This is a genomic window from Aeromonas sp. (assembly GCF_050252055.1).
GTDB classification, from domain to species: Bacteria; Pseudomonadota; Gammaproteobacteria; order Enterobacterales; family Aeromonadaceae; genus Aeromonas; species Aeromonas caviae.
Genome location: NZ_JBFWLQ010000006.1, coordinates 186291 through 198128, shown reverse-complemented (window position 1 = coordinate 198128; position 11838 = coordinate 186291). Strand labels below are relative to the sequence as shown.

Sequence of the window (11838 nt, the reverse complement as noted above, 5' to 3'; positions counted from 1 at the left end):
TTAACCAAAGTTCGGCACTATGTTCGCTTTTTGGATATTGGTGAAAGCCAACACCTCGTCCTTACCATCTACCGTCAGAGTGATCATGTCCCCCTGCACGGCTTTGATTACGCCTTTGAACTTGCGGCGGTTGTTTGTTGCCATCCGAAGCGTTACCGCCGCCTCCTGGCCAACGTATTTTTCGAACTGGGCGACCTTGAACAGTGGACGATCCAGACCCGGGGAAGACACCTCAAGGTAGTACTCCTCGGTGATGGGATCTTCGACATCCATGATGGCGCCGACCTGGCGGCTCACCTCGGCACAGTCTTCCACCGTCACGCCTTGCTCCGAGTCGATGAAAACGCGCAAGGTCGAGTGCTTACCCGCACGGATAAACTCGATACCCCACAGTTCAAAACCCAAGGCAACGACCGGAGCCTCGAGCAGATCGGTCAAACGTTGTTCCAACGTAGCCAAAGTCACCCTCCGAAAAACGAAAAAAGGGCATATAGCCCAGATAGAAATAGATTCAGAGTAAATTGCACATAACAAAAAGCCCCGATGTCAAATCGGGGCTTGGCGCTTTACCCTGATTGTCGCCTCGCAGCGACCGCCTTCCTGAGCGTAGGAAATGCGTGAAATTTGGTTGCGGGGGCCGGATTTGAACCGACGACCTTCGGGTTATGAGCCCGACGAGCTACCATGCTGCTCCACCCCGCGTCCGAAATCGTGCGAGATTATAGCCACTTCACTCTCGTGAGACAAGACTCAGCGGCTATAACATCCCGGTTACCCGGGTTCACTACTTAATTGGTGCCGTGGGCGGGACTCGAACCCGCACACCCTAGAGCACTACCCCCTCAAGATAGCGTGTCTACCAATTCCACCACCACGGCAAAACTCTTACTCGGGAACGTCAGTATCTTTCTTCACTGGCGCTTTGCTCTGCTCAACTTGTTGAGTCTGTTGCAGATTTTCCCATTCACTACCCTGTTTTACCTTGTTGCTGGACATGGAACCCAGAACCAGACTAATCAAGAAAAACAGAGTAGCCAAAATCGCTGTTGTTCGGGTCAGGAAACTTCCTGAACCACCGGAGCCGAACACTGTATTCGATGCCCCTGCGCCGAAGGAGGCGCCCATATCAGCCCCTTTACCTTGCTGAATCATCACCAGACCAATCAGAGCCAGCGATACCAGCAGATAAACGACCAAAAGAATCTCGTACATTTAACTTGCACCCTTTGCCGCTTCAACTATTCCTAAAAACGCCTCGCCATCAAGACTTGCCCTGCCTATCAGACCGCCATCAATATCGGGCTGCGCAAACAAATCTTGTGCATTGGCCGGTGTCACGCTCCCACCATAGATGATTCTGACTTTCTCACCTATTACCGGAGTATCCTCCGCCAAGCGACCGCGAATAAAGGAATGAACCTCTTGTGCCTGCTCGGGTGTGGCGCATTTACCTGTACCTACAGCCCAGATTGGCTCGTAGGCGATGATAGCATTATCGAAAGCCATCGCGCCATTTTTCTCTATGACGATGTCCAGTTCCTCGGCAATCACCTCAAAGGTTCTTCTTGCCTGCCTCGCCGCGCCTGACTCACCCAGACAAAGTATGGGTATCAGACCTGCTGCTCGGACTGCAGCAAACTTCTCTGCGACGATAAAACTGGTCTCACCAAAGAGACGCCTGCGCTCGGAGTGGCCAACAAGTACATATCGGCAACCTGCCTCGACCAGCATCTCACACGAGATTTCACCCGTATAAGCGCCTTGTCTGTGCTGGCTCACGTTCTGAGCCCCCAGCTTCACTCTTCCCTGCTCACCGAGCAGTTCGGCCGTGAGACCGAGATGCACATGGGATGGACACAAGACCACATCTACGTCTTCATCAATGCGCTCTGCGCACTGACTCGTAAACTGCTCTAACTGCGACCTACTACCGTGTAACTTCCAGTTGGCTGCTACAAACGGCTTGCGATGTCCCATCGGCAACTCCCTTGCGAAAGCGGGGCTGATAATATCCAGAGGATGCTCAGCTGACAAGTGCTATTTTCAAATTTTCGAATCGTTTGAACAAGATACAACCAAGACGACTAAAAAGCCGCCTTGGTTGTTCATTAAAGCGCCGATTCGACCTGTTTGGCGATGCGCTCTGCCATATCGCGCACCTGCTGTTCGTGTTCACCTTCGACCATGACCCGGATCAGGGGCTCGGTGCCAGATTTGCGCAGCAGCACCCGGCCACGGCCGGCCAGTTCCTGCTCCACTGCCGCCACTTCCTGCTGAACGACACTTGAGGCCAGCGGATCCTTGCCTTCGGCGAAGCGCACATTGACCAGCACTTGCGGGAACTTGCTCATGCCCGAACGCAATTTGGCCAGCGGCATCTCGGCACTGCGCATGGCCGTCAGCACCTGCAGGGCGGCGACGATACCATCCCCCGTGGTGGTCTGATCCAGGCAGATGATGTGACCGGAGTTTTCGCCCCCGATGCGCCAGCCCTTCTCGTTCATCATCTCAAGCACGTAGCGGTCACCCACCTTGGCACGGGCAAAGGGGATGCCCAGGGTCTGAAGCGCCAGCTCCAGCCCCATGTTGGCCATCAGGGTGCCCACCACACCGCCCTTGAGGCGGCCATGGCGCAGGGCATCCCGGGCGATGATGTAGAGGATCTCATCCCCGTCGATGATGTAACCAGTGCTGTCCACCATCACCAGACGGTCGCCGTCACCGTCGAAGGCGACGCCAAGATCTGCCTTGCATTCCTGGACCTTGGCGGCCAGCGCCTCCGGTGCGGTGGAACCGACGCCGTCATTGATGTTGAGCCCATCCGGGCTGCAGCCGATGGCGATGACTTCGGCACCCAGCTCGCGGAAGACGGAAGGGGCGATGTGGTAGGTGGCACCATGACCGCAATCCACCACCATTTTCAGCCCTTCCAGGCTCAGATTGGAGGGGAAGGTGCTCTTGCAGAATTCGATGTAGCGACCAGCCGCATCATCGATGCGCTGCGCCTTGCCAAGCTCCGCGGACTCCACGCACTTGAGTTCATTGTCGAGCTCGGCTTCGATGGCCAGCTCGACATCATCGGGCAGCTTGGTGCCGTCGGCGGAGAAGAACTTGATGCCGTTGTCGTAATAGGGGTTGTGGGATGCACTGATGACGATGCCGGCTTCGGCACGGAAGGTGCGAGTCAGGTAGGCAACCGCCGGGGTGGGCATGGGTCCCATCAGTATGGCTTTGAGACCGGCGGCGGAGAGCCCCGCCTCCAGTGCCGACTCCAGCATATAACCGGAGATACGGGTATCCTTGCCGATCAGCACCTTCTTGGTCCCTTTCTTGGAGAGCACCTTGCCGGCGGCCCAGCCCAGTTTCATGACGAAATCCGGGGTGATCGGGTATTCACCCACCTTGCCGCGCACGCCGTCGGTGCCGAAGTACTTTCTGGTCATTGTCTGTTTCTCGTTTTTCTATTTGGATATGAAATCTTGTCCCGTCATGGTCATCCAGCCTGTACGCAAGACATCCATGGTGGCCCGCACGTCGTGCACCCGGATGATCCTGGCGCCATGTTGCAACCCGATCAGGGCACAGGCCAGACTACCAGCCAACCGCTCGGCTACCGGGCGGTCAAGCAGGTTGCCTATCATAGACTTTCGTGACATGCCCACCAAGAGCGGAAGTTGGTAATCGAGCAGTGACGCCTGCTGTGCCAGCAGCTGATAGTTGTGCGCCAGCGTCTTGCCAAAGCCATAGCCTGGATCCAGTACCAGATGCTCACGCGGGATACCGGCCCCCAGACAAGCGGCAATCCGCTCGTCAAAGAAGGCTCTCACCTCCCCCAGCAAATCGTCATAGTGCGGCTCCACCTGCATGGTACGGGGCTGCCCCTGCATGTGCATGAGGCATACCGGTACGCCAGCCTCGGCCGCCGCGCCCAGCGCTCCCGGCTCTTGCAGGGCGCGGACATCATTGATGAGGTGACCACCTGCAGCACAACCCTCCCGCATGACAATCGCCTTGGAGGTATCGAGGGAGATCATCACATCCAGCTCGGCGACCATGCGCTCCACCACGGGGATGACCCTGTCCAGCTCCTCCTGCTCGCTCACGTCGGGGGCGCCCGGGCGGGTCGACTCGCCACCTATATCGATAAGGGTGGCCCCATCGGCCACCATGTCGCGGGCATGACTCAACGCCAGATCGATCTGCTTGAAGCAGCCACCATCTGAAAAGGAGTCCGGCGTCACATTGAGAATGCCCATGACATGGGGACGGTCGAGAGAAAGGGGACGTCCCTTGCTGATTAACTGCATTGCTTCAACTACCTCCAACAAGAGCGGCAAACTCTTCGTGCAAAGAAAAACCCCGGGCAAGCCCGGGGTTTGTATCATGGCAACTTATTTGGCCGGGACATCGTTCGCCTTGTCGATGTCACTCAGAGGTGCACTGCCCTCTTCAGCCGGCGCCATGGCCTCCGGCCCGTTGTTCACGCTGGCACCACCTTGCGGGGTGTCACCGTGCTCATCATGCCAGTTGCTGGGAGCACGGACCTCGCGACGCGCCATCAGATCATCGATCTGCTTGGCATCGATGGTCTCGTACTTCATCAATGCATCTTTCATGGTGTGCAGCACATCCATGTTGTCCAGCAGGATCTGCTTGGCACGATCATAGTTGCGATCGATGACCTGCTTGACCTCTGCATCGATAATGCGGGCGGTATCGTCAGACATGTGCTTGGCCTTGGCCATGCTGCGGCCGAGGAAGACTTCACCATCCTCTTCTGCGTAGAGCATGGGGCCGAGACGCTCGGACATGCCCCACTGGGTGACCATCTTGCGGGCGATGTCGGTCGCACGTTCGATGTCGTTGGATGCACCGGTCGATACCTTCTCGGCACCGTAGATCAACTCTTCCGCCAGACGACCGCCATACAGGCTGGAGATCATGGACTCAAGATGCTGCTTGGAGTGGCTCCAGCGGTCCTGCTCCGGCAGGTACATGGTCACACCCAGCGCACGGCCGCGCGGAATGATGGAGACCTTGTAGACAGGGTCATGATCCGGCACCACGCGACCAATGATGGCGTGACCCGCTTCGTGATAGGCCGTCATCTCCTTCTCGGACTCTTTCATCACCATGGAGCGACGTTCCGCCCCCATCATGATCTTGTCCTTCGCCTTTTCGAACTCCAGCATGGAGACCACTCGGCGGCTCTCGCGAGCAGAGAAGAGGGCAGCCTCGTTCACCAGGTTGGCCAGATCGGCACCGGAGAAACCAGGGGTACCACGGGCAATCAGCGCCGGATTGACGTCATCCGCCAGCGGTACCTTGCGCATATGCACTTTCAGGATCTGCTCACGACCGCGAACATCCGGCAAGCCGACCACGACCTGGCGGTCGAAACGACCCGGACGCAGCAGCGCAGGATCCAGTACGTCGGGACGGTTGGTTGCGGCGATGACGATGATGCCTTCGTTGCCTTCAAAACCATCCATTTCAACCAGCATCTGGTTCAGGGTCTGCTCACGTTCGTCGTGACCACCACCCAGACCGGCGCCACGCTGGCGACCGACCGCATCGATCTCATCAATGAAGATAATGCAGGGGGAGGATTTCTTGGCCTGTTCGAACATGTCACGCACCCGGGAGGCACCGACACCCACGAACATTTCCACGAAGTCCGAACCTGAAATGGTGAAGAACGGCACCTTGGCCTCGCCTGCAATGGCTTTGGCCAGCAGGGTCTTACCGGTACCAGGAGGACCTACCAGCAGGACGCCGGTCGGGATCTTGCCACCCAGCTTCTGGAATTTGGTCGGGTCACGCAGATAGTCGACCAGCTCCTTGACCTCTTCCTTTGCCTCGTCACAACCGGCTACGTCGGCAAAGGTAGTCTTGATCTGATCTTCGCTCATCAGGCGAGCCTTGCTCTTGCCGAACGACATGGCACCCTTGCCGCCACCGCCCTGCATCTGACGCATGAAGAAGACCCAGACACCGATCAACAACAGCATCGGGAACCAGGAGATGAAGATGGACGTGATCAGGGACGGTTCTTCCGGCTTCTCACCCATCACCTTGACGTTATGGTTGAGCATGTCGTTGAGCAGTTGGGGATCCGGCGCAGGAATGATGGTGGTGAAACGTTCACCGGTGCGCTTGACGCCATTGATGACCTTGCCATCCATCCGCACTTCACGGATCTGCTCCTGGGTCACTTCTTTCACGAAGCTGGAATAGTCCAGCTGGCGACTGGTGGTATCGCTGGGGCTGAAGCTATTGAACACCGACATCAGCACGACGGCGATGACCAGCCACAGGATTAGGTTTTTCGCCATGTCACTCAAATCAATGACCTCGCAGACTGACAGTTAACGATGAGGGTTAGGGTACTACAGTTTAAAACCGGTAGCCACAATGTAGACTTCTCGTGAACGGGCACGGGACGAGTCTGGTTTTCGAATCTTGACGACAGAGAAAAGTCTACGTATTTCATTGAGATAGGCATCAAACCCCTCCCCCTGGAACACCTTGACTACAAAACTGCCATTACTGCTCAGGACCTGATTGCACATGTCCAGCGCCAGTTCCACCAGGTACATGGCACGGGCCTGATCCACCTGCTGGGTGCCGCTCATGTTGGGCGCCATGTCCGACATGACGACATCCACCTTGTCGGGGCCGACTCGCTCCAGCAAGGCGCCGAGTACAGTTTCCTCCCGAAAGTCCCCTTGCAGGAAATCGACACCGGCAATGGAATCCATCGGCAAAATATCGCACGCAATGACGCGCCCCTTGTCACCAACCTGGTCGATGGCAAATTGGGACCAGCCACCGGGAGCAGCCCCCAGGTCCACTACCGTCATCCCCGGCTTGAGCAGCCGGTCTTTGCCCTGGATCTCATCGATCTTGAAAACGGCGCGAGAGCGCAGTCCCAACTTCTGGGCTTTCTTGACGTATTGGTCGTCGAAATGTTCTTTTAACCAGCGGGTTGAACTGGGGGAACGTTTTTTCTGGGTCATGATTGTCGACTTTAAAAAACCACAAGGGTTATTAGTATTAAGGGCTAAGTGGGGGTAGAATACGCCCCTTTCAACCCTGACTTATGAAGAAATTGCCATGATTCTCAACAATAAACAGAAACAGTATCTCAAGGGCCTGGCCCACAGTCTGAAGCCGGTCGTCCTGCTGGGACAACACGGTCTGACGGAAGGGGTGCTGGCCGAGATCGATCTGGCCCTGAACCACCACGAGCTGATCAAGATTAAGGTTGCGTCTGAAGATCGTGAGATGAAACAGCTGGTGATGGATGCCATCGTTCGCGAGACCGGCGCCATCAAGGTACAGAGCATGGGCCATGTACTGACCATCTACCGTCAGGCCAAAGAGCCCAAGATCCAGTTGCCGCGCAAGTAACAGGAAAGAGCATTCGCTCTTTCCTTCATTTCCCTTCTTCCCAAGTCGCTTGCCAAAATAGTTGCCAGGCCCTTAACCTGCGATGAATAGCCGTGGACACCCACTATGGACAAGCATCAGCTCCTCACCGATGAAGAACTGGCCATGCTGCGGGACCTGGGAAACGATGAAGACATTGCCACCAGCCAATACCTGCGCGGCACCCTGCCCCTTCCTCTCCAAAGCCTGTTGCAGCGAGCCAAGCCTCTGACACTCGAAGCCCGCATCGCCGGCTACCAATTGCGTTTCCCGCTCCACTGCACCCAGGCAGAGGAGGGCCACGCCGAGCTGCGCATCGCCGCGCCGACCATTACCGAGCTGGGTTCGCCCCATCTGCGCGCCTGGCGACTCGACGAAAAGGCCGTGCTCTGCACCGAAGACGCGGAGTACGAGGTATACAGCCTCTCCCTTGGCGGTCTCATCGTGGCCGGCTTGCCGGACGCCTTTGCCAAGGGAGATCCACTTGGCGGATACCTTCGCATTGAGGATCTCCCTCCCCTGGCCATGACAGGTACCCTCGTCAGGCATGTGGATGCCAATCAACATCACCATGACTGGGCCGTCCAGTTCCGACTGGGCAAGGAGGATCAGGAACAATTGCGGGACTGGCTCTTCCAGCGCCACCAGGACGCCTTCGTCCAGGCCTATCAGGGTGACTAAAGACAACAGGGGAGCCCGGCTCCCCTGTCTCTTTCCCCGACGTTCAATCAGAGATAGGCAACTTCCAGGATCTCGTACTCCACATCGCCACCCGGCGTCTTGACGATGGCAACGTCATCCACTTCCTTGCCGATCAGGGCACGGGCAATGGGGGAGTTCACAGAGATCATGTTCTGCTTGATGTCCGCCTCGTCGTCTCCCACGATGCGGTAGACCACTTCCTCTTCCGTTTCACTTTTGAGCAGGGTCACGGTTGCGCCGAAGATAACGCGTCCATTGTTGGCAATCTTGGTGACATCGATAATCTGGGCATTGGAGAGCTTGCCTTCGATTTCCTGAATGCGGCCTTCACAGAAACCCTGCTGCTCGCGGGCGGCATGGTATTCGGCATTTTCTTTCAGATCGCCATGTTCACGGGCATCAGCAATCGCTTCGATAATCTGGGGACGCAGCTCGGTCTTGAGATAATCGAGCTCTTGACGCAGCTTTTCAGCGCCGCGAACAGTCATCGGAGTATGATTCATAGTCGAAACCTGGGTTGCTTTATAAAGAGAAGCTGCGGCAATCAAAAGAGAGCCGCAGCTGTCGGTTCGGATGGGGCATCTTAATATGAAGCCGCCACAAAATCCATGTCAGCCCCTGCGAGCGGGATCCCGCTTTGGGCCAGCGTTACTTGGATTCCGAGACGCCAAGCGGAGCCGACACCGTCGGTTTGCCCTGCATGATGGCGATCTCGACACGTCGGTTCATGCGCCGATTCTCCGGGCTATTGTTGGGCACCAGCGGCTGGGAATCCGCCATCCCTTGCACCACCAGACGATTGCCGTCAAAACCGGGCACCTTGATCATCTGGTGGGCAACCGCCACCGCCCGCTGGGATGAAAGCTCCCAGTTGGACTGGAACAACTCGTCCTCGGTGGCCACATTGTCGGTGTGGCCGGAGACGGTGATCTCCCCCGGCACATCCTTGAGCAGCGCAGCCACCTTGCGGATCACCGGCCAGAACTGGGGTTGCAGGAAGGCGGATCCCGCCGGGAACGCCGCTTTCTCACGAATGCGAATGATGATCTGCTGACCCAGCGCCTCTATCTCGATGGCCCCATCCTGGATCTGGGACTGCATCTGCTCCGCCAGTGCCTTGGCCAGGGTGTTGGACTGTTCCTGCGCCTTCTGGGCCTCCTGGGCGGTATCGCCACCGCTCTGCTGGCCTTCGGTCTTGTCATGTCCGCCCGCCTTGTCCGCATCCCCAGGCTGGAAATCCAGCTCGGTCTGGGTCATGTCGATGGTCTGCTGCATGATGGTGTCAATAGGCGTCGGCTCGGGGCGACCAGGACGAAACTCCTGGGCGATGACGGAGGTTCCCTTGGGGATATCCTTGACCTCCAGGATGTTCTGCACCCCGAACGCCTTCTCCATGGAACCGGCGATCTGCTTGAACTTCTGCACATCCATCTCGGCAAAGGAGAGCAAGAGCACGAAGAAGCACATCAGCAGAGACATGAGATCCGCGAAGGTTCCCATGTAACCGGGCAATCCGGGAGGCGGGCACTTGCACTTTGCCATCTGTGCGCTCCTATTCGGTCCCGTTGTTGCGTTTGGACTGATTCAGGTAGTTCTGCAACATGGCCTGGATCACCCTCGGGTTCTGTCCATCCTGGATCCCCATGATGGCGTCGAGGATCAGGGTGCGGCTCAACTGTTCCTCGCCGCTGCGCAGTTCTAGCTTGTCCGCGATGGGGATGGCAATCATGTTGGCCTCGATGGCGCCATACAGGGTCGTCAGCAAGGCCACCGCCATGGCCGGACCGATGGATTTGGGGTCGCTCATGTTGGCCAGCATGGCCACCAACCCCACCAGGGTACCGATCATGCCCATGGCCGGACCGAGATCCCCCAGGGAGCGGAACACCTTGATGGCCGTGGCGTGACGCTCGGACGTCAGTTCGATGTCCTTCTCCATCACCGCACGCACCACGTCGGCATCATGGCCGTCCACCAGCATGTCGATGCCCTTCTTCATGAAGGTATTGGGGATCTCCGCCGCCTCCAGGGCCAGAAAGCCCCCCTTGCGGGCCGCATCCGCCAGTTCCACCGCCTTGGTGATGAGATCGTCGAGCTTGTCCCCCTTGTACATGAAGGCCTTGCCCGCGACCTTGAAGGCCATCAGAAACTGACCGAGGTTGAATTTCATCATGCAGATGAACACGGACCCCAGTATGGTGATGTAGACCGATGGCATGTCCACATACATGCTCATGGGGCCGCCCAGCAACATGCCGTACACTACGACCCCGAACCCCAGCACTAAGCCTATCAGACTCCCTAAATCCACATCCCTACTCCTGTTGCCGAACGTGCCGTCTAATTATATTGCGTTGAATTTTCTGCTATTGCGCCCCCGGCAGCAAGCCCGGTACACCGCAATCGCCGATCGGCACTGCGTGGTTGCATGCCCGTTCTTATCGGCCAGGGTCAGGATAGTTTGAGGACGCCGCGTTTTTCTGCCTCCCCCCTGTGGCCGGTCGATGTTAAGATGAGCCGTTTTTTTCAATCCCCGAGGATGGACATGGCCAGTAAAAAAATCGACCGTCTGAGTTTTGATGCCACCCTGGAAGAGCTGGAAACCATAGTGCATCAACTCGAACAGGGCTCGCTCCCCCTCGAGGAGGCACTCAAACAATTCGAACAGGGCATCCATCTGGTGCGCGCCGGCCAGCAGAAGCTGGAACAGGCCGAGCAGAAGATCCAGATCCTCCTGACCCAGGCCGATGGCAGCGAGCAAGCGGTCCCCTTTCGAGCAGAACAAGGAGAGGAGTGAGTGACCCTGGACGATTTCTCCCGCCTGCATCGGCGCCGCATCGACGATTGCCTCTCGGCACAGCTTGACGCCCTGCCCGCCATGGCGCCACGTTTGCGGGACGCGATGAAATACGGCCTGCTGCTCGGTGGGAAACGGGTGCGCCCCTTCCTGGTCTATGCCGTCGGCGAGATGCTGGGCGTCAAGAGCGAACTGCTGGATGGCCCCGCCGCCGCCGTGGAGTGCATTCACGCATACTCCCTCCTGCACGACGACCTGCCCGCCATGGATGACGACGACCTGCGTCGTGGTCAGCCCACCGTACACAAGGCCTTCGATGAAGGCACAGCCATCCTGGCGGGCGATGCCCTGCAGACCCTGGCGTTTTCCATTCTGGCCGACCACCCCATGCCCGATACATTGATGGCCAACCGGGTGCGGATGCTGAGTGTCCTGGCCCGCGCGTCCGGCTATCTAGGCATGTGTGGCGGTCAGGCACTGGATCTGGACGCCGAAGGGCGCCGGATCAGCCTCGCCGAGCTGGAGCAGGTGCACCGCCACAAGACCGGGGCCCTCATCGAGTGCGCCGTGACCCTCGGCGCCCTGTGCAAGGCTGACGTGGAACCCGCCACCCTCACCGCCCTGCAAACCTATGCCGCCGCCATCGGACTCGCCTTCCAGGTGCAGGACGACATCCTCGACATCACGGGCGATACTGCCACCCTGGGCAAGCCGCAAGGCTCGGATCTGGCGCTGGAAAAGAGTACCTATCCGGCCCTGCTCGGACTCGACAATGCCCGTGAGCTGGCTCGCGAACTGCATGACAAGGCCTTAACAGCCCTGCAATCCTTGCCCTACAATACCGACATTCTGGAAGCGTTTGCCGATTACATCATCGAGCGAACCCACTAAACGCTGGATAACAGTAA

The 11838-nt window shown here is 57.9% G+C and carries 14 protein-coding genes and 2 tRNA genes; 4 read left to right on the top strand and 12 right to left on the bottom strand.

Annotated features, from left to right (window positions below):
- From rimP to rlmE, 9 genes are all read right to left on the bottom strand, one after another.
- Complete coding sequence (rimP, locus tag AB7E19_RS12820) at positions 1 to 459, bottom strand: ribosome maturation factor RimP (protein ID WP_010675370.1); 459 nt, start codon at positions 457 to 459, stop codon at positions 1 to 3.
- 166 nt (positions 460 to 625) lie between these two features.
- Positions 626 to 702: transfer RNA gene (locus AB7E19_RS12815), tRNA-Met, on the bottom strand.
- A gap of 91 nt (positions 703 to 793) precedes the next feature.
- A tRNA-Leu gene (locus AB7E19_RS12810) sits at positions 794 to 878 on the bottom strand.
- Between the two features lie 7 nt (positions 879 to 885).
- Positions 886 to 1212, bottom strand: a complete 327-nt coding sequence (gene secG / locus AB7E19_RS12805) for a preprotein translocase subunit SecG (RefSeq protein WP_010633113.1) — start codon at positions 1210 to 1212, stop codon at positions 886 to 888.
- Positions 1213 to 1977: a triose-phosphate isomerase gene (gene tpiA, locus AB7E19_RS12800; RefSeq protein WP_427935512.1), complete on the bottom strand. Its 765-nt coding sequence runs from the start codon at positions 1975 to 1977 to the stop codon at positions 1213 to 1215.
- 131 nt (positions 1978 to 2108) lie between these two features.
- The gene (gene glmM, locus AB7E19_RS12795) at positions 2109 to 3443 is read right to left on the bottom strand and encodes a phosphoglucosamine mutase (protein ID WP_322130965.1); all 1335 of its coding nucleotides are present in this window, start codon (positions 3441 to 3443) and stop codon (positions 2109 to 2111) included.
- Between the two features lie 18 nt (positions 3444 to 3461).
- Positions 3462 to 4307, bottom strand: a complete 846-nt coding sequence (gene folP / locus AB7E19_RS12790) for a dihydropteroate synthase (RefSeq protein ID WP_322130964.1) — start codon at positions 4305 to 4307, stop codon at positions 3462 to 3464.
- An 84-nt stretch (positions 4308 to 4391) separates the two neighbouring features.
- Positions 4392 to 6344, bottom strand: coding sequence for an ATP-dependent zinc metalloprotease FtsH (ftsH, locus tag AB7E19_RS12785; protein WP_322130963.1), 1953 nt, complete (start codon positions 6342 to 6344; stop codon positions 4392 to 4394).
- Positions 6345 to 6389: 45 nt separating this feature from the next.
- The gene (gene rlmE, locus AB7E19_RS12780; RefSeq protein WP_010675375.1) at positions 6390 to 7019 is read right to left on the bottom strand and encodes a 23S rRNA (uridine(2552)-2'-O)-methyltransferase RlmE; all 630 of its coding nucleotides are present in this window, start codon (positions 7017 to 7019) and stop codon (positions 6390 to 6392) included.
- 97 nt (positions 7020 to 7116) lie between these two features.
- On the opposite strand from rlmE, the gene yhbY reads away from it, so the two are divergent.
- Both yhbY and AB7E19_RS12770 read left to right on the top strand, forming a co-directional pair.
- Positions 7117 to 7413, top strand: coding sequence for a ribosome assembly RNA-binding protein YhbY (yhbY, locus tag AB7E19_RS12775; protein ID WP_202015349.1), 297 nt, complete (start codon positions 7117 to 7119; stop codon positions 7411 to 7413).
- A gap of 105 nt (positions 7414 to 7518) precedes the next feature.
- A complete protein-coding gene (locus tag AB7E19_RS12770; RefSeq protein WP_161469850.1) occupies positions 7519 to 8112 on the top strand; it encodes a PilZ domain-containing protein in 594 nt (197 codons plus the stop codon).
- A gap of 47 nt (positions 8113 to 8159) precedes the next feature.
- Here AB7E19_RS12770 and greA read toward each other — a convergent pair whose 3' ends face one another.
- The 3 genes from greA to pomA form a co-directional block, all read right to left on the bottom strand.
- Complete coding sequence (greA, locus tag AB7E19_RS12765) at positions 8160 to 8636, bottom strand: transcription elongation factor GreA (protein ID WP_010675378.1); 477 nt, start codon at positions 8634 to 8636, stop codon at positions 8160 to 8162.
- Between the two features lie 145 nt (positions 8637 to 8781).
- Complete coding sequence (locus AB7E19_RS12760; protein ID WP_322130962.1) at positions 8782 to 9675, bottom strand: flagellar motor protein MotB; 894 nt, start codon at positions 9673 to 9675, stop codon at positions 8782 to 8784.
- A 10-nt stretch (positions 9676 to 9685) separates the two neighbouring features.
- Complete coding sequence (gene pomA, locus AB7E19_RS12755) at positions 9686 to 10444, bottom strand: flagellar motor protein PomA (RefSeq protein ID WP_029314770.1); 759 nt, start codon at positions 10442 to 10444, stop codon at positions 9686 to 9688.
- Positions 10445 to 10678: 234 nt separating this feature from the next.
- Here pomA and xseB point away from each other — a divergent pair, with 234 nt between their 5' ends.
- Together xseB and ispA are read left to right on the top strand one after the other, a co-directional pair.
- Positions 10679 to 10930 (top strand): exodeoxyribonuclease VII small subunit, encoded by a 252-nt coding sequence (gene xseB / locus AB7E19_RS12750; RefSeq protein WP_010675381.1) that lies wholly within the window; start codon positions 10679 to 10681, stop codon positions 10928 to 10930.
- A complete protein-coding gene (gene ispA, locus AB7E19_RS12745) occupies positions 10931 to 11821 on the top strand; it encodes a (2E,6E)-farnesyl diphosphate synthase (RefSeq protein WP_322130961.1) in 891 nt (296 codons plus the stop codon).
- The last annotated feature ends 17 nt before the right edge of the window (positions 11822 to 11838 follow it).